Raw genomic sequence first — 22,328 nt, forward strand, 5'->3', positions numbered from 1 at the left:
TCGCTGCTTCCGCTAGTCGAGTGTGACCTGCCCGGGTTCAGCCTGCCACAACCTTGCCAAGTTACCCGGCGTGTCGGGCCTTGGCCCTGGAACGCCACGATGGCACGGTTACCTGGTTACGACGCGGGGCGACCGGATGGTCGCTCCATGTAGCAGGCGCCCGTGCGATGCCGCGGCGCCGCCGGTTCGGAGGCCTCCTTCGGCCCCCTCCCGTAGGTCCGGGACACCCGTGCGGGAGTCCGGCCCCAGGGCTCGTCACAGTACTCCATTCGGGCCACCTGGGTGGACCGGCGCGCCGTCGAAGTTCTCGCCGGGCACGGGAGTTGGGTTACCCCGTTGTTCGCGGTATGCCCCTGATGCGTGTGCTGCTTCACAATATCTCCAGAATCGGAACTATCCGATTCGCTCAAATGTCTCTTCCTGGTGCAAGGTGGGCTAGTTGTCGAGCAGGGGCAGATCATGGTGCAGAAGCCGCAGAGTGATGCGGAACGCAAGGAAAGGCGCATAGATCTGAGCCTGCCCCAGGTCGCGGGCAGTGCCGTGGCAGCGGTTGCCGCGGCGGTGATGGCCTCGCAGCTCGGTGTGTACGGCACGATCGCCGGAGCGGGCGTGATGAGCGTGGTGGCCACCTGCGGAGGCTCCGTCTTCCAGCACTTCTTCCGTCGTACGGGCGAGCAGATCCGCGAGGTCACCGTCCAGGTCAAGCATCCGGCGGGCCGTCAGGTCACCGTGCGCACCAGGGAGACGTCTCCCGCGCCCCGGCGGCCGGAGGACGACGCCACGCGGGTGCTGGGCGCCGTGGGACTGTCCGGGTCCGCGGACGCCGACCGCACGACGGTGCTGCGCACGGTCGAGCGGGGCGAGGCTGCCGGTCCGGACCGCACGACGGTGACGCGGCAGTTCCGTCCGGGCGGGCCGGACACCGGCGAGCGGTCCGACGCAGCCGTTGCCGGCGGAGACGCGTTCAGCGAGGAGACCTGGTCCGAGGCCCGTACGCACGGCACCCGGGTCCGCGGCTGGAAGCGATCGGTCCTCGCGGCGGCGGGGGTCTTCGTCCTGTCGATGGCCGGCATCACCGTGTACGAGATGGTCTCCGGCCACGATCTGGGGGGTAGCGGGCGGACGACCATCGGCTCCGTCGTCAGCGGCGGGGGCCACGGGGGGTCGGGTTCCCCCTCGCCCTCGACCTCGGACGGTACGGGCCAGGACGACGGCGCGGACCGGGGTGACCGCGGGGACGACGGGTCCGTACCGGACAGCGGGAGCACCACGGCGCCCGGAGGCGACGCGGACCGAGGCGGGAGCGCGCAGCCCGAGCCCTCCGGCGACGGCTCTGCCGACCCCGCCCCCACGCCCTCGGCGTCCGGCGGTGCCTCGGCACCCGCGAGCCCCGCCCCGAGCACACCGGGGACGGACGGCACCACTCCGGCCGCGCCGGATCCGACCGGCGCCGACGAGGTACCGGACCAGCAGGGCGGGGCCGGAGCGGCCGCGGACCGGTGATCCCGTCCGGCCCGCCCGGGTGGACTCACTCCCCGAGCACGCGCCGCAGGTAGTCGTTGGCGAAGAGCCGGTCCGGGTCCAGCCGGTCGCGTACGGCGGTGAACTCGCCGAACCGGGGATAGGCCCCGGCCAGATAGCCGGAGTCCCTGGTGTGGATCTTGCCCCAGTGGGGACGGCCGTCGTAGCCGGTCATGATCCGCTCGACGGCGGTGAAGTACGCCTGGTACGGCGTGCCCCGGTAGAGGTGCACCGCGATGTAGGCGCTGTCCCGGCCCGAGGCGGTGGAGAGCGTCATGTCGTCCGCCGGGGCCGTGCGGACCTCCACGGGGAAGCTGACGCGCAGCGGGGAACGCTCGATCATGGCCTTGAGCTCGCGCAGGGCGTCGACCGCCGCCTCGCGCGGCACGGCGTACTCCATCTCGACGAAGCGCACCCGCCGGGGGCTGGTGAAGACCTTGTACGGGATGTCGGTGTACGTACGGGCCGACAGGGCGCGGCTGGAGATCCTGGCCATGGAGGGGATGGCGGCGGGGACCGCCCGGCCGACCGCGCAGGCGACCTGGAAGATCCCGTTGGAGAGGAGCTCGTCCTCGATCCAGCCGCTGACCCGCCCGGGCGGAGCGGCGGGGCCGGCACTGCGGTTGTTGCGCTTGGTGTTGCAGTTGCCGGTGTGCGGGAACCAGTAGAATTCGAAGTGCTCGTTCTCGGCGACCAGCTGATCGAAATCGGATGTGACCCGGTCGAAGGCCATCGGCTCCTCGCGGGCCGTCAGGAGGAAGACCGGTTCCACGGCGAGCGTCACCGCGGTCACCACGCCCAGCGCGCCGAGCCCGATGCGGGCGGCCGCGAAGACGTCCGAATGCTCGTCGGCCGAGCAGCGCAGCACCGTGCCGTCGGCGGTGACCAGCTCCAGTGCCCGGATCTGCGCGGATATCGACGCCGAGTCCCGCCCGGTGCCGTGGGTGCCCGTGGACGTCGCGCCGGCGACCGTCTGCTCCATGATGTCGCCCATGTTGGTGAGGGAGAGCCCCTCACGGGCGAGCGCGGTGTTCAGGCGCTTCAGCGGGGTCCCGGCCTCGACCGTCACGGTCATCGCCTCGCGGTCGACGGCGCGGATGCCGGTGAGCAGGTCCGGGCGTACGAGGACCCCGTCGGTGGCCGCGGCCGCGGTGAAGGAGTGGCCGGTGCCGACGGGCTTGACCGTCAGACCGTCCTCGGACGCCCTGCGGACGACCTCGGCGAGCTCGTCGACGGACGCGGGGGACTCCACGCGTACGGGCCTGGCGGTGACGTTGCCCGCCCAGTTACGCCACGTGCTCGCCGTTCGTGCGTAGGTGTCGGTCATCTTCCCCGCGCCCTCCCGTAGGCGCCGGCTCCGCGAGCCGGCGATACCCCAGGAGCGCCACCGCGGCCGCGAGCGCTCCCGCCACGACGGGCACCGCGTACCCCGCCACGGCCCCGGAGGCGTCGACCACCCAGCCTGCGGCGGACGAGCCGAGCGCCACTCCGACGGCGAGCCCGGTACTGGTCCAGGTCATGCCCTCGGTCAGCCGGGTGCGCGGTACGTGCTGTTCGACGAGGGCCATCGTGGTGACCATCGTCGGTGCGATGGCGAGGCCCGCGACAAAGAGCGCCACGGCCAGGAACGGCAGGCTCCCGGCCAGTTGGAGGGGGATCATACTCACGGCCATCGCGCACACCCCCACCAGCCACCTGGTGGACGGCTTCCCCTGGAGGTGGAGCAGGCCGAAGACCGCTCCGGCGAGGCAGGAGCCCAGGGCGTAGACCGCGAGGACGAGGCTCGCCGCCGCCTTGTGACCGCGCTCCTCCGCGAAGGCCACCGTCACCACGTCCACCGCGCCGAAGATCGCCCCGGTGGCGACGAAGGTGAGCACCAGCACCTGGAGCCCCGGCGAGCGGAGCGCCGAGCCGCCGGTGCTGTGCTCCTCGGGATGCGGCCTGGGCTCGGTGGCCCGTTGCGCGGTCAGCCAGAAGACGCCCACCACCAGGAATCCGCCGGCCAGCAGCGGTCCCGCCTCCGGGAACCACGCGGTGGACAGGCCGATCGAGACGATGGGGCCGAAGATGAAGCACACCTCGTCGACGATCGACTCCCAGGAGTACGCGGTGTGCAGCTGCCGCCCGGACCCCCGGTAGATCTCGGCCCAGCGGGCCCTGACCATCGACCCCATACTCGGGACACACCCGGCGCCCGCGGCGAAGACGAACAGCGTCCAGTCGGGGAACCGCTGCTGGGCGCAGACCAGCAGCCCGGCGACCGAGGCGGCGGCGAACAGGGTGACCGGGCGCAGGACGCGGCGCTGTCCGTACCGGTCGACCAGCCGTGACACCTGCGGTCCCATGACCGCCGCCGCCATGGCGAGCGTCGCCGAGAGCGCGCCCGCGAGCCCGTAGCGGCCGGTGAGCTGGGAAACCATCGTCACCACGCCGATCCCCATCATGGACAGCGGCATCCGGCCGAGGAATCCGGCGGCCGAGAAGGCCCGTGTTCCGGGGGCGGCGAAGATGGCGCGGTAGGGGCTGGGCACGGGGTAGCTCCGATGAAGCCTGTCAGGTGTACGAATGGCTGACACAGCTTACGGGGGGCCGGTGACACCGGACGCCTGCCGATGGCGGGTGCCGCGTTGTCGGAGGCGGGTGGCAGGATCGGGTACATGTCCGATCTGCGTGATCCCGCTCCCTACGACGCCCTTCTCCTGCTGTCCTTCGGTGGTCCCGAAGGCCCGGACGACGTCGTCCCGTTCCTCGCGAACGTGACGCGCGGCCGCGGCATCCCCGAGGAACGGCTCAAAGAAGTCGGCAAGCACTACTTCCTCTTCGGCGGCGTGAGCCCGATCAACGCACAGAACCGTGCGCTTCTGGAGGCGCTGCGCGAGGACTTCGCGGACCACGGCCTCGAACTGCCGGTGTACTGGGGCAACCGCAACTGGGCCCCGTACCTCACCGACACCCTCCGCGAGATGGTCACGGACGGCCACCGCCGGATCGCCGTGCTCGCCACCAGCGCCTACGCCTCGTACTCCGGCTGCCGCCAGTACCGCGAGAACCTGGCGGAGTCGCTGTCCGCGCTGGAGGCGGAGGGGCTGCCGGTGCCCCGGGTGGACAAGCTGCGGCACTACTTCAACCACCCCGGCTTCATCCGCCCCATGGTGGACGGCGTCCTCGCGTCCCTGGCCGACCTCCCCGAGGACGTCCGGGCGGGGGCACACCTCGCGTTCACCACACACTCCATCCCGACCGCCTCGGCCGACACCTCCGGACCGGCCGAAACGCACGGCGACGGCGGCTCCTACGTGGCCGAGCACCTGGACGTCGCCCGGCTCATCACCGACGCGGTGCGCGAGGAGACCGGCATCGACCACCCCTGGCAGCTCGTCTACCAGTCGCGCAGCGGCGCCCCGCACATCCCGTGGCTGGAGCCGGACATCTGCGACCACCTGGAGGCACTCCACGGCGACGGTGTCCCGGCGGTCGTCATGGCCCCCATCGGCTTCGTGTCGGACCACATGGAGGTGCTGTACGACCTCGACACGGAGGCGACCGCGAAGGCCGCCGAGGTCGGACTCCCGGTGCGCCGCTCCGCGACCGTGGGGGCGGACCCCCGGTTCGCCGCCGCCGTCCGCGAACTCCTCCTGGAGCGCGCCGCCGCCGAACAGGGCCGCCCCGTCACGCCGTGCGCCCTGGGCACGCTGGGGGCCTCGCACGACCTCTGCCCGGTCGGCTGCTGCCCGGCCCGGGCCCTCAAGCCGGCCGCCGCCGGCGCCGACAGCCCGTTCTAGCCCCGCCCTCCCGCCGCCCGGCGGGCGACGAGCCCGTCCCGGCACACCACCTCTGGAGCGTTGTGACCGACCCCCTCCTGTCCGAACTGCTCGACCTCGCCCTGGAAGCGGCCCGCAGGGCCGGTGCGCTGCTGCGCGACGGCCGTCCCGCCGACCTCGGGGTGGCCGCGACGAAGTCGAGCCCCATCGACGTCGTCACCGAGATGGACATCCGGGCGGAGAAGCTGATCACCGGCTACCTCTCCGAGCACCGCCCCGGAGACGGCTTCCTCGGCGAGGAGGGCGCCAGCGCCGAGGGCAGCAGCGGGATCAGATGGGTGATCGACCCGCTCGACGGCACGGTCAACTACCTCTACGGCCTCCCGACCTGGTCCGTCTCCATCGCCGCGGAGCGCGAAGGCGAACGGGTGGTCGGTGTCGTCGAGGCCCCGATGCGCCGCGAGACGTTCCACGCGGTCCTGGGACGCGGCGCCTACGGCAACGGGGAGGCGCTGCGATGCCGCCCCACGGCCCCGCTCGACCAGGCCCTGGTGTCCACCGGCTTCAACTACGTCACGGAGGTCCGCGCCCACCAGGCCACCGTCGCCCAGCAGCTGATTCCCAGGCTGCGGGACATCCGGCGCGGCGGATCCGCGGCCATCGAGCTCTGCGACGTCGCCGCCGGCCGTCTCGACGGCTACTACGAGCGCGGACTGCACCCCTGGGACGTGGCGGCCGGCGACCTGATCGCCCGCGAGGCGGGCGCGCTCACCGGAGGCAGGCCCGGCCTCCCCGCCGACGGGAACCTCACCGTCGCGGCGACCCCGGGCGTCTTCGAGCCGCTGCAGGCGCTCCTCGAGGAACTGGGAGCCTGGCACGACTGACCGACGGTCTCCCCGCGCCCGTTGAGGCCGCAGGGAGACCCGGCAGATACACGAGAGGGCCCCGGGAGCCGTGACGGCTCCCGGGGCCCTCTCGTAGCGGCTCAGACGCTCGTGGCGCCGATTTCCACGCCGTGTTCGGCGGCCAGGCGGTGCAGGTCGTCGAGCTCACCCTGCTCGACGTCCGCCAGGAAGTCGTCGCCTGTCTCGCGAGCCCTCGTGAGGTCGGACTCGGTGGTCTTGATTCGATGCAGCAGACCTGCGGTGAAAGCGTCCATGAAGCGCCCCCTCGTCGTGGGTCGGTGGCACGGGGGTGTGCCCGGTGGTTCCCCGCCAGGGCGGCCGGGGTGCGGGTGATCACGCAGTCCCTCTGGATGCAGGACGGGCTGTGGTACGCCACATACATGGCGTGATCGCGGGTGTGAGAGCGTCCTCCCCGCCGTGAACCTCTGAGAAACCTCAACTGACCGGGAAATCCGATCAATTCCCTTGAGCGACGGCCCGGTCCGCGTCGTCTTACCGCCGGTTTATGCGCGTTGCGGGCAGGATGGACGCGCACAGTCGGTGCCGCTGACGTGCAGCGAGCGGCCGTATCCAGGGCCGCTCGCCGTTTTTTCGGGATCTAGGGAAGGACTGCGCCGTGCGCGTACTCGTCGTCGAGGACGAGCAGCTGCTCGCCGATGCGGTGGCCACCGGACTGCGCCGGGAGGCCATGGCCGTCGACGTCGTCTACGACGGAGCGGCGGCCCTCGAACGCGTCGGGGTCAACGACTACGACGTCGTGGTCCTGGACCGGGATCTCCCGCTGGTCCACGGCGACGACGTCTGCCGGAAGATCGTCGAGCTGGGCATGCCCACCCGGGTGCTCATGCTCACCGCGTCCGGCGACGTCAGCGACCGGGTCGAGGGGCTGGAGCTCGGCGCGGACGACTACCTGCCGAAGCCCTTCGCCTTCAGCGAGCTGACCGCACGGGTGCGCGCCCTGGGGCGCCGCACCACGGTCGCGCTGCCGCCCGTGCTGGAACGGGCCGGCATCAAGCTCGACCCCAACCGCCGCGAGGTCTTCCGGGACGAGCAGGAGATCCAGCTCGCCCCCAAGGAGTTCGCGGTCCTGGAGGTCCTGATGCGCAGCGAGGGCGCGGTCGTCTCGGCCGAGCAGCTGCTGGAGAAGGCGTGGGACGAGAACACCGATCCCTTCACCAACGTGGTGCGGGTGACCGTCATGACCCTGCGCCGTAAGCTCGGCGAGCCCCCCGTCATCGTCACCGTCCCCGGCTCCGGATACCGGATCTGAGGGCGTGATGGCAGCCTCCCCGGCGCCCATGAAGGCACCACCGAAACCGACCTGGGAACCCAAGGCGCAGGAGTCCCCGTACCCCTGGCTGCGCCCGACCATCCGGATACGGCTCACGCTGCTGTACGGCGGCATGTTCCTGATCGCGGGCATCCTGCTGCTGTCGATCATCTACATGCTGGCCGCGCAGGCCCTGCACGACGCCGGTGGGCTGGAGTTCCAGGTCAAGGGCACGAACGTGCAGATCTCCAGCGACATGTGCCCTCAGCTGGCCTCGGCGCTGAACAACACCCAGCTCAACGAGATGATCAAGGACTGCACCGCCGCGCAGCGGCAGCACGCCCTCGACAGCCTGCTGAACAGGGCGCTCCTGGCCCTCGTGGGCCTCAGCATCATCGCCTTCGCCTTCGGCTACGCCATGGCCGGGCGCGTGCTCTCGCCCCTGGGCCGGATCACCCGCACCGCCCGCAGGGTGGCCGGGACCGACCTGACGCGGCGGATCGAGCTGGACGGGCCCGACGACGAGCTGAAGGAGCTCGCGGACACCTTCGACGAGATGCTGGACCGGCTGGAGCGGGCCTTCACGGCCCAGCAGCGGTTCGTGGGCAACGCCTCGCACGAGCTGCGCACGCCCCTGGCGATCAACCGCACCCTGCTGGAGGTGCATCTCTCCGACCCCGGTGCCCCGCCGGAGCTCCAGCAGCTGGGCAAGACGCTCCTGGCGACGAACGAGCGCAGCGAGCAGCTCGTGGAGGGTCTCCTCCTGCTGGCCCGCAGCGACAACCAGATCGTGGAGCGCAAGCCCGTCGATCTGGCCGAGGTCGCGGACCGCGCCATCGACCAGACCAGGTCGGAGGCCGCGGACAAGGGCGTGCGGATCCTGGGGGAGCGCGCTTCCGCCGTCGTCCAGGGCAATGGAGTCCTCCTGGAGCGCATCGCGCTCAACCTCGTGCAGAACGCCGTGCGCTACAACGTGGCGGAGGACGGCTGGGTGGAGGTGACCACCGAGCTCCAGCACGGACAGGCGCTCCTGGTGGTGTCCAACACCGGGCCCGTCGTGCCGGCGTACGAGATCGACAACCTCTTCGAGCCGTTCAGGAGGCTGCGGACCGAGCGCACCGGCAGTGACAAGGGCGTGGGGCTCGGCCTGTCGATCGCGCGATCCGTCGCGCGGGCGCACGGAGGCCGTATCATCGCGGAGCCTCGTGAGGGTGGTGGTCTCGTGATGCGTGTCACCCTGCCGGTCTGAGAGGCTTCACGGCGTGAGGTCGCATTGGATCGCTCTGTTCGCTTTGGGCGGAATTTTTGAACCCTGTTTCCGTTCTGTCCCTGTGTGATCGATCACAGAAGCGGTTTTTCGCCTCTCTACTCTCCGTGAGCACATCTCCGCACGAAAGCCTGGAAACATCCGGGTTTTCGGGGGGCGATATCACGGGAAGTACACGGGGTGGCGCCCGTGAACTGCAGTAATGGGACCGTGTACGGTCCCCATCGCCACCCAAGCTGATCGCTCACGAGAGATCCGGTTGGGTGTCGATTGAGTAACAGACCTTGATGTGAGGCAAAATCTCCGCCTCAGGTCGGGCACAAGTCCGGCCTCTCACGCGTTACGTGCGCTGAGACACCGCAGACACCCATGAGGGGGAGAGCGACATGGCAACGGATTACGACACCCCACGGAAGACCGACGACGACGTCGATCAGGACAGCCTCGAAGAGCTCAAGGCTCGTCGGAGCGACAAGACGGCATCCGCCGTCGACGTGGACGAGTTCGACGCGGCAGAGGGACTTGAGCTGCCCGGCGCGGACCTTTCGAACGAAGAGCTCGCCGTGCGGGTCCTGCCCAAGCAGGCCGACGAGTTCACCTGCATGAGCTGCTTCCTGGTGCACCACCGCAGCCAGCTGGCGCGCGAGAAGAACGGCCAGCCCATCTGCCGCGACTGCGACTGAGGCAGGCCGGCCGTGGCAGGCGACACACCGTTCCGGAAGCGGCGCTTGCGGCGCACGAAGTCGTCGGAGGCACATCAGGGCGGCGCGGGCCCGGCGAAGGGCGAGAGCCCCACAGCCGAGCACCGGACCGCCCTGCCCGCCTCTCCCGGCAGTACACCTGACGACGAGCGGGGCCTGACGGCCTCGCTCGAAGCGGTACGGGCGGCCGATGTGCCACCCGGGCAGGAAGGGCACTCCGGAGCCTCCGGACGCCTTCACGGCCTGAGACGAGGCGTCGCCAGAAGCAGGCGGGGCGCCGTGGCCGCCGTGGGCGCGGTGGCCGACAGGATCATCGACATCGCCCCGCGAGTCCCGGTGCGGGACCTCGCCACCCTGCGCGGACAGTTCCCCGGGCTCGGCCCCGAAGAGCTCGCCGACAAGCTTGTCGCGGGCGCCTGCAACGCCACGGCGACCGTCGGCGCGGGTATCGGTGCCGCGGCGATGATGCCCGTCCCACCCGCCATGCTCGCCGAGCTGGCGGCGGAGATCACCGGAGTGGCCACCGTCGAGCTGAAGCTCGTCGCCGAACTCCACGAGGTCTACGGCCAACGTCCCCGGGGCAACCTCGGCCAGCGCAGCACCGCGTACCTGACGTCCTGGACGGAGGAGCGCGGCATCGACGTCTCCCGCCCCACCACGCTCAACGCGGCGCTGGGCGGACAGATGAAGCGCGAACTGCGCCAGCAGATCATGAAGCGCACCGCGCGCGACCTGCCGAACCTCATCCCCTTCATGATCGGCGCGGCCGTCGGCGCGATGATGAACCGCCGGGACACGAGAAAGCTCGCCGACCGGGTCAGGAACGACCTGCGGCGCCAGCAGATCCCCTGGGACCGTCTGCCGGAACTCCCCCCGCTGGAACAGCCCGCGAAGCCCCCCGAGGAACTCCCCGAAGGGCTCGACGACGCCGGCCGCTGACCCCCGGTCGTGTCAGGCGGCCACCGGTGCGAGGGCCGCCACCAGTGCCTGCGGCTCGCGGGTCGACAGGTAGACGTACGGTGTCGGGTCCTGCGGGTCCGTGACCTTCACCCGTACCGCGGTCGGGATGTAGCTGCGCAGCAGCATGAAGGCCCGCGGGTCCGCCTTGTACGAGCGCCAGGCGCGCGCCTCCTCCCCGTCCAGCACCTCGGCGTCGCCGAGCGCCTCCAGGGGGATCCGGGCATCGCCCGCGACCAGGGCGCCCGCCACCACACGGATGCGGGCCGAGCCGTACGAACTGACGGCCACGCACGCGGCGGCCGTGCCGGCCACCAGGCCGCCGAGCATGGGCAGGGCGCCGAGCGGCAGGAACACCAGCGCGCACGCGACGCCGATCCCGAAGGCGATGAGCCACCACGAGCGGGGCGCTGTGAGACGTTCGTCGAAGGGCGGTGCGGAAGGCTGCATGGGAGCAAGCTTGGCACGGCGCGCCCCGCGGCCGGCCGCGCGGGTAAGGTCTGCGGCTGTGAGTGGAACATCTGCACGTCTGACACCCCCGGCCGACGCGGTGAAGCCTGTCCGCCATCCTGACGCACCCGCGCCCGGGGAGCTTCTCGGCTCCCACTACGAACACTGTTTCGGCTGTGGTGGCGGCCAGCCGCACGGACTGCATCTCCAGGCGACCGCCGGGGAGGGCGTGAACGTCACCGCCGAGTTCACCGTGAAGCCCGCCCACCAGGGCGCTCCGGGACTCGCGCACGGCGGTGTCCTGGCCACGGCGATGGACGAGGCGCTCGGCGCGCTGAGCTGGCTGCTGCGGGTCATCGCGGTGACCGGGCGGCTGGAGACCGACTACGTCCTGCCGGTCCCGGTGGACACGGTGCTCTTCCTGGAGGCCGAGGTCACCGCGGTCCACGGCAGGAAGATCTACTGCCGGGCCACGGGTCGGACCGGCGGCGCCGAAGGGCCCGTCGCGGTCCGTGCGGAAGCCCTCTTCATCGAGGTCAAGGTGGAACACTTCATCGACAACGGACGGCCGGAGGAGATCCAGGCCGCCATGTCCGACCCGGACCAGATCCGGCGTGCCCGCGCCTTCGAGGTGAACCCCTGATGCGCCACCCCGTCGACGTACTCATCCGCCGGGTCGACCCGGACGTGCCGATCCCCGGCTACGGACACCCCGGTGACGCCGGTGCCGACCTGGTCACCACCGAGGCCGCGGAGCTGGCCCCGGGCGAACGGGCGGTGCTCCCCACCGGGGTGTCGATCGCCCTGCCCGACGGGTACGCCGCCTTCGTGCACCCCCGCTCCGGCCTCGCCGCCCGCTGCGGAGTGGCCCTCGTGAACGCCCCAGGGACGGTCGATGCCGGGTACCGTGGGGAGATCAAGGTCATCGTGGTCAATCTCGATCCACGCGAGACCGTGAGGTTCGAACGGTTCGACCGGATTGCCCAACTGGTCGTCCAGCAGGTCGAGAAGGTGCGCTTCCACGAGGTGACGGAACTCCCCGGCTCGGCGCGGGCCGAGGGGGGCTTCGGATCCACCGGCGGCCACGCCGCGGTGGACGGTGTCACGGGCGGTAACACCCAGGGTGGGAACAGCTACGCTTCGGTCGTATCCGACCGGGAAGGACGTTGACGTGTTCGGACGTCGCAAGAACAGTGGTTCCGCCGAGGACACGGCGGACGAAGCGCGCGAGGCCGAGCAGGTCGCCGACGAGCTCGACGGCACAGGGGCCGAGAACGGCTCGCGCCGCACGAACCTCCCTCCGGCCCCCCGCCCCGACGGGCCGTGGGACATCTCCGAGGTCTCGAAGCCCGGCGAGGGCCGGGTGGACCTGGGCGGCATCTTCGTGCCCGGCGTCGAGGGCATGGAGCTGCGCGTGGAGGTCGCCGGTGACGCGATCGTCGCGGCCACCGTCGTGCTGCGCGACAGCGCGGTCCAGCTGCAGGCCTTCGCAGCCCCCAAGAAGGAGGGCATCTGGGGCGAGGTGCGCGAGGAGATCGCCTCGGGCATCACCCAGCAGGGCGGGGTCATCGACGAGGTCGAGGGCCCGCTGGGCTGGGAACTGCGCGCCCAGGTCCCCGTACAGCTCCCGGACGGCAAGAACGGCGTACAGCTGGTGCGCTTCATCGGTGTCGACGGGCCGCGCTGGTTCCTGCGCGGTGTGATCTCCGGCCAGGGCGCGGTGCAGCCCGATGCCGCCGGGCTGCTGGAGACGATCTTCCGGGACACCGTCGTCGTCCGTGGTGACGGCCCGATGGCTCCGCGTGACCCCATCGTCCTCAAGCTGCCCGACGACGCCCAGATGGTGCCCGAGGGCGTGCAGCAGGAGGACCAGGAGAGCTCGAAGTTCTCCGGTGGCATGGGCCAGCTCCAGCGCGGGCCCGAGATCACCGAGGTGCGCTGACCGCGCCCCGGTCCGTTCCGGCCGGTGGGCCGCGCCCCGGGGAGGGGGCGCGGCCCACCGGCCTTTCCATTGCCTCACCGGGTGCCGTACACACATACTGGCCGCTGCCTAGGGAGCGGTACGCACGGCCGCGTACGCACGGGGGAGAGCGATGACACGGAGCACCGAAGGACAGAGCGGCACGGTCCTGGCCGGGAGTCCGGCCGACGGCCCCATGGTGCGTGTCGAGGACCTGCGGCGTTCGTACGGCACCGGTGCCGCGGCCGTGCACGCCCTGCGAGGGGTCTCCTTCGAGGTCCCCCGCGGGGAACTCGTGGCGCTCAAGGGCCGCTCGGGATCGGGCAAGACCACCCTGCTCAATCTCGTCGGCGGCCTTGACGCACCGGACGGCGGCCGGATCACCGTCGGCGGCACCGACCTCGCCGGGCTCGACGAGGACGGCCTGCTGGAGCTGCGCAGGGACCGGATCGGCTTCATCTTCCAGTCGTTCGGGCTGATCCCGATCCTGACCGCGGCGGAGAACGTCGGTGTGCCCATGCGGCTGCGGAAGACCGATCCGCACGAGCGTGAGGAACGGGTGGCACTGCTGCTCTCGCTGGTGGGCCTCGGCGACCACACCCGGCAGCGCCCCGGGGAGCTGTCCGGCGGCCAGCAGCAGCGCGTCGCCATCGCCCGCGCACTCGCCAACAGGCCCGCCTTCCTGATCGCCGACGAGCCCACCGGGCAGCTCGACGCGGAGACGGGCCTCGCGGTCATGCAACTCCTGCGGGCCGTCGTACGCAGTGAGGGCGTCACCGTCCTCGTCGCCACCCACGACCCCCAGCTGCTGAGCTTCGCCGACCGGGTCCTGGAGCTCAGCGACGGGCACATCGTCGAGCACGTGTAGCCGGGGGACCGGGGCTGTGACCTCGGTCCCGCCCCGGGGGCCGCCGCATCAGAATCCCGTCAAGACGTTCCCCGCGTCCGGCCCTGACCCCATATGCCGGATTTCCGCGAGGTAGCTTCGACATCGGCTCCCGTGTCGGCGGCAGCCGGTACAGAGAAGACAATGGGGCCATGGCACGCGGCAAGCTTCGGATCTACCTGGGTGCGGCACCCGGCGTCGGCAAGACGTACGCGATGCTGTCCGAGGCCCACCGCCGGGTGGAGCGGGGCACGGACTGCGTCGTCGCGTTCGTGGAGCACCACGACCGGCCGCGCACGGAGGTGCTGCTGCACGGCCTGGAGCAGATCCGGCGCCGCGACATCGAGTACCGCTCGGCCGTCTTCGCGGAGATGGACGTCGACGCCGTCCTGGACCGGGCGCCCGCCGTGGCGCTCGTGGACGAACTCGCCCACACCAACGTGCCCGGCTCCCGCAACGCCAAGCGCTGGCAGGACGTCGAGGAACTCCTCAAGGCCGGCATCGACGTGGTCTCCACCGTCAACATCCAGCACCTGGAGTCCCTGGGTGACGTCGTGGAGGCGATAACCGGGGTGCGGCAGCAGGAGACCATCCCCGACGAGGTCGCCCGGCGTGCGGACCAGATCGAACTCGTCGACATGTCGCCCCAGTCGCTGAGGCGCCGCATGGCCCACGGCAACATCTACCAGTCCGACAAGGTCGACGCCGCCCTGTCCAACTACTTCCGCCCCGGCAACCTCACCGCCCTGCGCGAGCTGGCGCTCCTGTGGGTCGCCGACCGGGTCGACGAGTACCTCCAGCAGTACCGCGGCGAACACGACATCAGCGCGCCCTGGCAGGCGCGCGAGCGCATCGTCGTCGGACTGACCGGGGGACCGGAGGGCCGCACGCTCATCCGCCGCGCCTCCCGGATGGCCGCCAAGGGATCGGGCAGCGAGATCCTCGCGGTGTACATCGCCCGCAGCGACGGCCTGACCTCCGCGTCGCCCAAGGAGCTCGCGGTCCAGCGCACCCTCGTCGAGGACCTCGGGGGCACCTTCCACCACGTCATCGGCGACGACATACCCTCCGCGCTCCTGGCCTTCGCCCGGGGGGTCAACGCCACCCAGATCGTCCTCGGCTCCAGCCGTCGCAAGACCTGGCAGTACGTCTACGGCCCCGGGGTGGGCGCCACCGTCGCCCGGGAGTCCGGCCCCGACCTCGACGTGCACATCGTCACGCACGAGGAGGTCGCCAAGGGACGCGGCCTGCCCATCGCCCGCGGGGCACGGCTCAGCCGGGCCCGGATCATCTCGGGCTGGCTGGCCGGCGTCGGCGGACCGGCCCTCCTGACCCTCCTCCTGCACGGCATGGAGAACGGGCCGGGGCTCGCCAACGACGTCCTGCTCTTCCTCTTCCTGACGGTCGCCGCCGCGCTGCTCGGCGGGCTCACACCCGCCCTGGCCTCGGCCGCCGTCGGCTCCATGCTCCTGAACTACTGGTTCACGCCGCCCACCCACACGCTGACCGTGCAGGATCCGGAGAACTTCGTCGCCATCGTGATCTTCTTCGCGGTGGCGGTCGCGGTCGCCTCCGTGGTCGATCTGGCGGCCCGCCGTACCCACCAGGCGGCCCGGCTGCGCGCCGAGTCGGAAATCCTCTCCACCCTCGCCGGGAGCGTCCTGCGGGGCGAGACGGCTCTGGACGCCCTGCTGGGCCGGGTCCGCGAGACTTTCGGCATGGAATCCGTCGCCCTCCTGGAGCGGCAGAGCGACGTCGAGCCCTGGACCTGCGCCGGATCCGTCGGCCCCGCACCGGTGGCCCGTCCCGACGACGCGGACGTGGACATGCCCGTCGGTGACCACATGGCGCTGGCGCTCTCCGGCCGTGTGCTGCCCGCGGAGGACCGCCGGGTCCTCGGCGCCTTCGCCGCGCAGGCCGCCGTCGTCCTGGACCGGCAGCGCCTGGTGGGAGAGGCGGAGGCGGCCAGGCGGCTCGCTGAGGGCAACCGGATCAGGACCGCCCTGCTCGCCGCCGTCAGCCACGACCTGCGTACCCCGCTGGCCGCCATCAAGGCCGCCGTGAGCTCCCTGCGCTCGGACGACGTCGCGTGGTCCGACGCGGACGAGGCGGAGCTCCTCGCGGCCATCGAGGACGGGGCCGACCGCCTGGACCACCTCGTCGGCAATCTGCTCGACATGTCACGCCTGCAGACCGGCACGGTCACCCCGCTGATCCGTGAGCTCGACCTCGACGAGGTCGTCCCCATGGCCCTCGGCGGCGTACCGGAGGGCAGCGTCGACCTCGACATCCCCGAGACGCTGCCCATGGTGGCCGTGGACCCGGGGCTGCTGGAGCGGGCCGTCGCCAACATCGTCGAGAACGCCGTCAAGTACAACCCCGGCCGGGAACGCGTCACGGTGGCGGCCAGCGCCCTGGGGGAACGCGTCGAGCTGCGGGTGGCCGACCGCGGGCGCGGAGTCCCCGACGAGGCCAAGGAACGCATATTCGAGCCCTTCCAGCGCTACGGTGACGCTCCGCGCGGTGCCGGCGTCGGCCTGGGTCTCGCGGTCGCGCGCGGCTTCGTGGAGTCCATGGGCGGCACGCTCGACGCCGAGGACACCCCCGGTGGAGGCCTCACCATGGTCCTCACCCTCACCGCCGCTCCCGGACAGGTACGGGCCGGCCCCGTACCGCCCGCGCAGATCAGCTCATGACGTCTCCCCAGCTCATGGTCCCCAGCTCATGAGACTCCCGGGGTGTCCTCCCACCCCGTACACGTACTTCCGAAAGGCAGGTCCGCGATGACCCGGGTGCTCGTGGTCGACGACGAGCCGCAGATCGTGCGCGCCCTCGTGATCAACCTCAAGGCGCGCAGGTACGAGGTGGACGCCGCGCCCGACGGGGCGACCGCCCTGCAGCTCGCGGCGGCCCGTCACCCCGACGTCGTCGTCCTCGACCTCGGCCTGCCGGACATGGACGGCGTCGAGGTGATCAGAGGGCTGCGCGGCTGGACGAGGGTGCCGATCCTCGTGCTCTCGGCGCGGCACACCTCCGACGAGAAGGTCGAGGCCCTGGACGCCGGGGCCGACGACTACGTCACCAAGCCGTTCGGGATGGACGAGCTCCTGGCCCGGCTGCGCGCCGCCGTACGCCGGGCGGAACCCGTCGGCCAGGACGGCGGGGACGACCTGGTGATCGTCGAGACCGAGGGTTTCACCGTCGACCTGGCGGCCAAGAAGGTCCACCGTGAGGGCCGCGACGTACGCCTCACGCCCACCGAGTGGCACCTGCTGGAGGTCCTCGTCCGCAACGCGGGGCGGCTCGTCAGCCAGAAGCAGCTGCTCCAGGAGGTCTGGGGCCCCTCGTACGGCACCGAGACCAACTACCTGCGCGTCTACATGGCCCAGCTGCGCCGCAAGCTGGAGGCGGACCCCTCGCACCCCAGACACTTCGTCACCGAGCCCGGCATGGGCTACCGCTTCGAGCGCGGACGTCCCGTTCCGGAGTGATCGGGCTTCACTCGTCCGAGTGGATCTGTCCAGGCCCGCCCCCACCACGGGAGACCGGTACCCTTCGGGTATGAGCGCTGTTCCCCGATTCGAGAAGCCCGGCAGGGCGGCGAAGCCGTCAGGCCGCTTCCGCCGCATGCTCGACCGGCTGGCCAGCTCCCAGGAGGACCTCGAGTCCGAGGAGCTGCAGGAGGACACGCACGCGTCGGGCTGCACGCGCATCTCCGAGTGCACGGACCGCCAGATCGTGAAGGTCACTGGTACCTTGCGGACCGTCACCCTGCGTCCGCGGGCCGGAGTGCCCGCCCTGGAGGCGGAGCTGTTCGACGGCACCGCGCCGCTCGACGTGGTCTGGCTGGGCCGGCGTTCCATCGTCGGCATCGAGCCGGGCCGCAAGCTCATCGCGTCGGGACGCGTGGCCATGAGCCACGGGCGCCGGGTGCTGTTCAACCCCAAATACGAACTCCGACCGCTCGGCAAGGAGTAGCCGGTGACGTCTCTCGACAAGCCGACGTCCGATACGGACCAGCCCCACCGCACCGACCAGCAGGACGCCGACGCGAAGGCGGTCACGGAAGCCGCGCTCTTCGAGGCCTTCGGCGGCGTGCGCGGCATGGTGGAGACAGTCCTTCCCGGGCTGCTCTTCGTCACGATCTTCACCATCAACAAGGACCTGACGGCCTCGGCGGTCGCCGCGCTGGCCGTCTCCCTGCTCCTCGTCGTCGTCCGGCTGCTCCGCAAGGACACCGTCAAGCACGCCTTCAGCGGCGTCTTCGGCGTGGCTTTCGGTGTGCTCTTCGCGAAGATGACGGGCAACGCCAAGGACTTCTACCTGCCGGGCATGATCTACACGCTCGGCCTGGCCCTCGCGTACCTGGTCACGACCCTCGCGGGTGTGCCGCTGATCGGGCTGATCCTCGGACCGGTCTTCAAGGAGAACCTCTCCTGGCGCACCAGGAACCCCGGCCGTAAGAAGGCGTACGCCAAGGCCAGCTACGCGTGGGGGCTGATCCTCCTCGCCAAGTGCGCGATCCTCTTCCCCCTGTACTGGTGGGCCGACACCACCCAGCTCGGCTGGGTCCTGGTCGCGCTGAAGATCCCGCCGTTCCTGCTCGCCGTCTACCTGACCTGGGTCTTCCTGGCCAAGGCGCCGCCGCCGATCGACGTCTTCGCCGAGATGGAGGCGGAGGAGAAGGCCGAGAAGGCCCGCAAGGCCGCAGCGGACGCCCGGGCCGTGGAGGCCCGCAACTCCGAGTTCTGACGCGGCGCGTACACGTGTGGGGCCCCGGACCTGTACCAACGGTCCGGGGCCCCACACGTGTACGCGCCGACTCAGTCCTCGGACAGCTCCCGGCGGACCGACAGCAGGTCTTCCAGCTGCTCCTCGCGCGCCTGGGCGGCCACGAACAGCAGCTCGTCACCGGCTTCCAGGGTCTCCTCGGGGCTGGGCGTCAGCACCCGCGTGCCCCGGATGATCGTGACGAGCGAGGTGTCCTCGGGCCAGTCCACGTCGCTGACCCGGATGCCGGCCAGGGCGGACTCCGGGGGCAGCGTCAGCTCGACCAGGTTGGCGTCGCCGTGGCTGAAGCGCAGCAGCCGGACCAGATCACCGACGCTCACCGCCTCCTCGACCAGCGCCGACATCAGGCGCGGGGTGGAGACCGCGACGTCGACACCCCAGGACTCGTTGAACAGCCACTCGTTCTTCGGGTTGTTGACCCGGGCCACGACCCTCGGGACGCCGTACTCGGTCTTCGCGAGCAGCGAGACGACCAGGTTGACCTTGTCGTCGCCCGTCGAGGCGATCACGACGTTGCACCGCTGGAGCGCCGCCTCGTCGAGCGACGTGATCTCACAGGCGTCCGCCAAGAGCCACTCGGCCATGGGGACGCGCTCCACCGAGATGGCGGTCGGCGCCTTGTCGATCAGCAGCACCTCGTGCCCGTTCTCCAGGAGCTCGGCCGCGATGGAACGGCCCACCGCACCGGCCCCGGCAATCGCGACGCGCATCAGTGACCGCCCTCCTCGGGACCTTCGGCGAAGGCCTCCTCGACCTTCGCGATCTCGTCCGTACGCATCATCACGTGAACGAGGTCGCCCTCCTGCAGAACCGTCTGCGAGGTGGGCAGTATGGCCTCACCCAACCGGGTGAGGAAGGCGACGCGGACGCCCGTCTCCTCCTGCAGGGTGCTGATCTTGTGCCCGATCCAGGACGGCGTCGTGTGCACCTCGGCGAGCTGCACACCACCGCTCGGGTCGCGCCACAGCGGCTCCGCGCCCGACGGCAGCAGACGCCGCAGCATCTGGTCCGCCGTCCAGCGGACGGTCGCGACGGTGGGGATGCCCAGCCGCTGGTAGACCTCCGCACGCCGCGGGTCGTAGATGCGCGCCGCGACGTTCTCGATGCCGAACATCTCGCGGGCCACCCGGGCGGCGATGATGTTGGAGTTGTCGCCGCTGCTGACCGCCGCGAACGCGCCGGCCTCCTCGATCCCCGCCTCACGCAAGGTGTCCTGGTCGAAACCGACCCCGCTGACACGACGGCCGCCGAAGCCGGAACCGAGACGACGGAACGCCGTGGGGTCCTGGTCGATCACGGCGACCGTGTGCCCCTGCTGCTCCAGGGTCTGCGCGAGAGCGGCTCCGACGCGCCCGCAGCCCATGATGACGATGTGCACCTCGCGCCTACCTCGCCGTCCTGGTCGTCCGGATGACCTGCGAAAACACCCTGCTCACACTTCTCTCTCAGCTTGCGGGGCAGACAATGGGGCAACCGCCTCCGGCGTCGCCCGTGGATGAGCTTATGCGGCGACGTCCGTGCCGCCTCAACCGAGTGTGCGTACGCCGCGGGCCGATGAGCAAAAGCGGGACCGGCCGGAGCTCCGGGGAGCCGCTGAACCGCAAGGATTTCGTTAAGGATTCCATGGACTTTTGCGGTGAGGGCGGGTAATTATGAAGGTTTTCGGGGTTCCGAGGGGGTGGTGCCTCGGCGGCGTGTCCCGGCAGCGCTTACGATCCTCACCGTGTCCAAACTGACCGACGTGCCCAAACGGATCCTGATCGGCCGGGCGCTGCGCAGCGACAAGCTGGGGGAGACGCTCCTCCCCAAGCGCATCGCCCTCCCCGTCTTCGCATCCGACCCCCTGTCCTCCGTTGCGTACGCACCCGGGGAAGTCCTCCTCGTGCTGTCCATCGCGGGCGTGTCGGCGTACCACTTCAGCCCCTGGATCGCGGTCGCGGTCGTGGTCCTGATGTTCACCGTCGTCGCCTCGTACCGGCAGAACGTGCGTGCCTACCCGAGCGGGGGCGGGGACTACGAGGTCGCCACCACCAACCTCGGGCCCAAGGCCGGCCTGACCGTGGCCAGCGCCCTGCTCGTCGACTACGTCCTCACCGTGGCCGTGTCGATCTCCTCGGGCGTCGAGAACCTCGGCTCCGCGATCCCCTTCGTCGTCGAGCACAAGACGGCCTGCGCCGTCGGCGCCATCGTGCTGCTGACGCTGATGAACCTGCGCGGCGTCAAGGAGTCGGGCAAGCTCTTCGCCATCCCGACCTACCTGTTCGTGGCCGGTGTCTTCGCGATGATCCTCTGGGGGGCGTTCCGGGGGCTCGCCCTCGGGGACACCATGCACGCGCCCACCTCGGACTACGAGATCAAGCCCGAGCACCAGGGGCTGGCGGGCTTCGCGCTCGTCTTCCTGCTGCTGCGCGCCTTCTCCTCCGGCTGTGCGGCCCTCACGGGTGTCGAGGCGATCAGCAACGGGGTCCCCGCCTTCCGCAAGCCGAAGAGCAAGAACGCGGCGACCACCCTCGCGGCGATGGGCCTGCTCGCCGTCACGATGTTCTGCGGCATCATCGGCCTCGCCATGGCCACCGACGTGAAGATGGCGGAGAACCCGGCGAAGGACCTGATCCACAACGGTTCCCCGGTCGGCGCGGGCTTCACCCAGGACCCGGTGATCTCCCAGGTCGCCGCAGCCGTCTTCGGTGAGGGCACGTTCCTCTTCGTCTTCCTCGCGGCGGCCACCGCCCTCGTGCTCTTCCTCGCCGCGAACACCGCGTACAACGGTTTCCCGCTGCTCGGCTCGATCCTCGCCCAGGACCGGTACCTGCCGCGCCAGCTCCACACCCGCGGCGACCGGCTGGCCTTCTCCAACGGCATCGTGCTGCTCGCCGGCGCCGCGATCCTGCTCGTCTGGATCTACGGAGCGGACTCGACCCGGCTGATCCAGCTCTACATCGTCGGTGTGTTCGTCTCCTTCACGCTCAGCCAGACCGGCATGGTGCGGCACTGGAACCGTCATCTGCGTACCGAGAAGGACCCCGCGGCGAGGCGGCACATGATCCGCTCCCGGGCGATCAACACCTTCGGCGCGTTCTTCACCGGCCTGGTCCTGGTCGTCGTGCTCGCCACCAAGTTCACCCACGGCGCCTGGGTCGCGCTGCTCGGCATGGTGATCTTCTTCGGCACGATGACCGCGATCCGCAAGCACTACGACCGGGTCGCGGAGGAGATCGCCGCTCCGGAGACGCGTCCCGACGACAGCATCCGCCCCTCGCGCGTCCACTCGATCGTCCTGGTCTCCAAGCTCCACCGGCCCACGCTGCGCGCCCTCGCGTACGCCAAGCTGGTGCGGTCCGACCAACTGGAGGCGCTCTCCATCAGCGTCGACCACGCCGAGACGAAGGCGCTCAAGGAGGACTGGGAACGTCGCGGCATCGACATCCCGCTCAAGATCCTCGACTCGCCCTACCGCGAGGTGACCCGGCCGGTCATCGACTACGTCAAGAGCCTGCGCAAGGACCGGCCACGCGACGTGATCAGTGTCTACATCCCGGAGTACGTCGTCGGGCACTGGTACGAGCACCTGCTGCACAACCAGAGCGCGCTGCGGCTGAAGGGCAGGCTGCTGTTCACGCCCGGCGTGATGGTCACCTCGGTGCCGTACCAGCTCGAGTCCTCCGAGGCGGCGAAGCTCCGCGCGCGCAGGCGTGCCGACTGGATCGCTCCGGGCTCGGTCCGCCGCGGCCCCGTGGAACGGCGGCAGCCCAAGGAGCCCAGCCAGAAGGGCTGACTCCGGACTCCGCCTGTGGTAAGCGGCCGGCTTCCGCCCACGTAGACTGGTGGGCTGTTGTCCGGCCGTTTCCCGTTTTCCGTT

At 70.8% G+C, this 22,328-nt stretch carries 22 protein-coding genes; 16 read left to right on the forward strand and 6 right to left on the reverse strand.

All coding sequences use genetic code 11. The features are described 5' to 3' along the window. Nucleotides 1-459 precede the first annotated feature (459 nt). Nucleotides 460-1,503 carry a hypothetical protein gene (locus IA22_RS0125185; RefSeq protein ID WP_030124916.1) on the forward strand — a complete coding sequence of 348 codons (1,044 nt, stop codon included), beginning with the start codon at nt 460-462 and terminating at the stop codon, nt 1,501-1,503. 25 nt (nt 1,504-1,528) lie between these two features. On the opposite strand, the gene IA22_RS0125190 is transcribed toward IA22_RS0125185, so the two are convergent. Then, a complete protein-coding gene (locus IA22_RS0125190; RefSeq protein ID WP_030124917.1) occupies nt 1,529-2,848 on the reverse strand; it encodes a D-arabinono-1,4-lactone oxidase in 1,320 nt (439 codons plus the stop codon). Further along, on the reverse strand, nt 2,808-4,052 hold the full coding sequence (locus IA22_RS0125195; protein WP_030124918.1) for an MFS transporter: 1,245 nt from the start codon (nt 4,050-4,052) through the stop codon (nt 2,808-2,810). Before IA22_RS0125195 ends, IA22_RS0125190 begins: the two co-directional genes overlap by 41 nt. Before the next feature lie 126 nt (nt 4,053-4,178). Here IA22_RS0125195 and IA22_RS0125200 point away from each other — a divergent pair, with 126 nt between their 5' ends. Together IA22_RS0125200 and IA22_RS0125205 are read left to right on the forward strand one after the other, a co-directional pair. Further along, nucleotides 4,179-5,303 carry a ferrochelatase gene (locus IA22_RS0125200; RefSeq protein WP_030124919.1) on the forward strand — a complete coding sequence of 375 codons (1,125 nt, stop codon included), beginning with the start codon at nt 4,179-4,181 and terminating at the stop codon, nt 5,301-5,303. A 62-nt stretch (nt 5,304-5,365) separates the two neighbouring features. Next, the gene (locus IA22_RS0125205; RefSeq protein ID WP_030124920.1) at nt 5,366-6,166 is read left to right on the forward strand and encodes an inositol monophosphatase family protein; all 801 of its coding nucleotides are present in this window, start codon (nt 5,366-5,368) and stop codon (nt 6,164-6,166) included. A gap of 101 nt (nt 6,167-6,267) precedes the next feature. Here IA22_RS0125205 and IA22_RS37190 read toward each other — a convergent pair whose 3' ends face one another. Beyond that, nucleotides 6,268-6,441, reverse strand: coding sequence for a hypothetical protein (locus IA22_RS37190; RefSeq protein ID WP_014153614.1), 174 nt, complete (start codon nt 6,439-6,441; stop codon nt 6,268-6,270). Nucleotides 6,442-6,803: 362 nt separating this feature from the next. Here IA22_RS37190 and IA22_RS0125220 point away from each other — a divergent pair, with 362 nt between their 5' ends. From IA22_RS0125220 to IA22_RS0125235, 4 genes are all read left to right on the forward strand, one after another. Continuing rightward, nucleotides 6,804-7,457: a response regulator transcription factor gene (locus IA22_RS0125220; RefSeq protein WP_014153613.1), complete on the forward strand. Its 654-nt coding sequence runs from the start codon at nt 6,804-6,806 to the stop codon at nt 7,455-7,457. A gap of 7 nt (nt 7,458-7,464) precedes the next feature. Further along, the gene (locus tag IA22_RS0125225; RefSeq protein ID WP_014153612.1) at nt 7,465-8,706 is read left to right on the forward strand and encodes a sensor histidine kinase; all 1,242 of its coding nucleotides are present in this window, start codon (nt 7,465-7,467) and stop codon (nt 8,704-8,706) included. A 404-nt stretch (nt 8,707-9,110) separates the two neighbouring features. Beyond that, on the forward strand, nt 9,111-9,407 hold the full coding sequence (locus IA22_RS0125230; protein WP_003965732.1) for a DUF4193 domain-containing protein: 297 nt from the start codon (nt 9,111-9,113) through the stop codon (nt 9,405-9,407). A gap of 12 nt (nt 9,408-9,419) precedes the next feature. Further along, a complete protein-coding gene (locus IA22_RS0125235) occupies nt 9,420-10,364 on the forward strand; it encodes a hypothetical protein (RefSeq protein WP_014153611.1) in 945 nt (314 codons plus the stop codon). A 12-nt stretch (nt 10,365-10,376) separates the two neighbouring features. Here the strand turns inward: IA22_RS0125235 and IA22_RS0125240 are convergent, their stop codons facing one another. Further along, nucleotides 10,377-10,832: a DUF3093 domain-containing protein gene (locus IA22_RS0125240; RefSeq protein ID WP_014153610.1), complete on the reverse strand. Its 456-nt coding sequence runs from the start codon at nt 10,830-10,832 to the stop codon at nt 10,377-10,379. Nucleotides 10,833-10,890: 58 nt separating this feature from the next. On the opposite strand from IA22_RS0125240, the gene IA22_RS0125245 reads away from it, so the two are divergent. The 8 genes from IA22_RS0125245 (at nt 10,891) to IA22_RS0125280 (ending at nt 18,430) form a co-directional block, all read left to right on the forward strand. Then, a complete protein-coding gene (locus IA22_RS0125245; RefSeq protein WP_014153609.1) occupies nt 10,891-11,475 on the forward strand; it encodes a PaaI family thioesterase in 585 nt (194 codons plus the stop codon). Next, nucleotides 11,475-12,002: a dUTP diphosphatase gene (gene dut, locus IA22_RS0125250; protein ID WP_014153608.1), complete on the forward strand. Its 528-nt coding sequence runs from the start codon at nt 11,475-11,477 to the stop codon at nt 12,000-12,002. The genes IA22_RS0125245 and dut overlap by 1 nt, the downstream gene beginning before the upstream one ends. Before the next feature lies 1 nt (nt 12,003). Next, nucleotides 12,004-12,774: a DUF3710 domain-containing protein gene (locus tag IA22_RS0125255; RefSeq protein WP_014153607.1), complete on the forward strand. Its 771-nt coding sequence runs from the start codon at nt 12,004-12,006 to the stop codon at nt 12,772-12,774. Between the two features lie 151 nt (nt 12,775-12,925). Beyond that, complete coding sequence (locus IA22_RS0125260) at nt 12,926-13,660, forward strand: ABC transporter ATP-binding protein (protein ID WP_030124921.1); 735 nt, start codon at nt 12,926-12,928, stop codon at nt 13,658-13,660. A 170-nt stretch (nt 13,661-13,830) separates the two neighbouring features. After that, nucleotides 13,831-16,374, forward strand: a complete 2,544-nt coding sequence (locus IA22_RS0125265) for a sensor histidine kinase (RefSeq protein WP_014153605.1) — start codon at nt 13,831-13,833, stop codon at nt 16,372-16,374. An 87-nt stretch (nt 16,375-16,461) separates the two neighbouring features. Next, the gene (locus IA22_RS0125270) at nt 16,462-17,169 is read left to right on the forward strand and encodes a response regulator (protein ID WP_014153604.1); all 708 of its coding nucleotides are present in this window, start codon (nt 16,462-16,464) and stop codon (nt 17,167-17,169) included. 70 nt (nt 17,170-17,239) lie between these two features. Then, complete coding sequence (locus IA22_RS0125275; RefSeq protein ID WP_015579063.1) at nt 17,240-17,656, forward strand: OB-fold nucleic acid binding domain-containing protein; 417 nt, start codon at nt 17,240-17,242, stop codon at nt 17,654-17,656. A 3-nt stretch (nt 17,657-17,659) separates the two neighbouring features. Next, nucleotides 17,660-18,430, forward strand: a complete 771-nt coding sequence (locus IA22_RS0125280; protein ID WP_030124922.1) for a DUF3159 domain-containing protein — start codon at nt 17,660-17,662, stop codon at nt 18,428-18,430. Nucleotides 18,431-18,501: 71 nt separating this feature from the next. Here the strand turns inward: IA22_RS0125280 and IA22_RS0125285 are convergent, their stop codons facing one another. Beyond that, entirely contained in the window at nt 18,502-19,179 is a 678-nt protein-coding gene (locus tag IA22_RS0125285) for a potassium channel family protein (protein WP_014153601.1), read from the reverse strand. Continuing rightward, a complete protein-coding gene (locus IA22_RS0125290) occupies nt 19,179-19,847 on the reverse strand; it encodes a potassium channel family protein (RefSeq protein WP_014153600.1) in 669 nt (222 codons plus the stop codon). Before IA22_RS0125290 ends, IA22_RS0125285 begins: the two co-directional genes overlap by 1 nt. Nucleotides 19,848-20,192: 345 nt before the next feature. Here IA22_RS0125290 and IA22_RS0125295 point away from each other — a divergent pair, with 345 nt between their 5' ends. Further along, nucleotides 20,193-22,244 (forward strand): APC family permease, encoded by a 2,052-nt coding sequence (locus IA22_RS0125295; RefSeq protein WP_015579064.1) that lies wholly within the window; start codon nt 20,193-20,195, stop codon nt 22,242-22,244. Nucleotides 22,245-22,328 lie beyond the last annotated feature (84 nt).

It is taken from the genome of Kitasatospora papulosa, assembly GCF_000717245.1.
Taxonomy (GTDB): domain Bacteria; phylum Actinomycetota; class Actinomycetes; order Streptomycetales; family Streptomycetaceae; genus Streptomyces; species Streptomyces papulosus.

Excerpts from the sequence above, each read along its gene's own strand:
- IA22_RS0125185 (WP_030124916.1), top strand. The coding sequence starts at position 460 with ATGGTGCAGAAGCCGCAGAGTGATGCGGAACGCAAGGAAAGGCGCATA.
- IA22_RS0125265 (WP_014153605.1), top strand. The coding sequence starts at position 13,831 with ATGGCACGCGGCAAGCTTCGGATCTACCTGGGTGCGGCACCCGGCGTC.
- IA22_RS0125230 (WP_003965732.1), top strand. The coding sequence starts at position 9,111 with ATGGCAACGGATTACGACACCCCACGGAAGACCGACGACGACGTCGAT.
- IA22_RS0125225 (WP_014153612.1), top strand. The coding sequence starts at position 7,465 with ATGGCAGCCTCCCCGGCGCCCATGAAGGCACCACCGAAACCGACCTGG.
- dut (WP_014153608.1), top strand. The coding sequence starts at position 11,475 with ATGCGCCACCCCGTCGACGTACTCATCCGCCGGGTCGACCCGGACGTG.
- IA22_RS0125190 (WP_030124917.1), bottom strand. The coding sequence starts at position 2,848 with ATGACCGACACCTACGCACGAACGGCGAGCACGTGGCGTAACTGGGCG.
- IA22_RS0125275 (WP_015579063.1), top strand. The coding sequence starts at position 17,240 with ATGAGCGCTGTTCCCCGATTCGAGAAGCCCGGCAGGGCGGCGAAGCCG.
- IA22_RS0125270 (WP_014153604.1), top strand. The coding sequence starts at position 16,462 with ATGACCCGGGTGCTCGTGGTCGACGACGAGCCGCAGATCGTGCGCGCC.
- IA22_RS0125240 (WP_014153610.1), bottom strand. The coding sequence starts at position 10,832 with ATGCAGCCTTCCGCACCGCCCTTCGACGAACGTCTCACAGCGCCCCGC.
- IA22_RS0125285 (WP_014153601.1), bottom strand. The coding sequence starts at position 19,179 with ATGCGCGTCGCGATTGCCGGGGCCGGTGCGGTGGGCCGTTCCATCGCG.
- IA22_RS0125260 (WP_030124921.1), top strand. The coding sequence starts at position 12,926 with ATGACACGGAGCACCGAAGGACAGAGCGGCACGGTCCTGGCCGGGAGT.
- IA22_RS0125200 (WP_030124919.1), top strand. The coding sequence starts at position 4,179 with ATGTCCGATCTGCGTGATCCCGCTCCCTACGACGCCCTTCTCCTGCTG.
- IA22_RS37190 (WP_014153614.1), bottom strand. The coding sequence starts at position 6,441 with ATGGACGCTTTCACCGCAGGTCTGCTGCATCGAATCAAGACCACCGAG.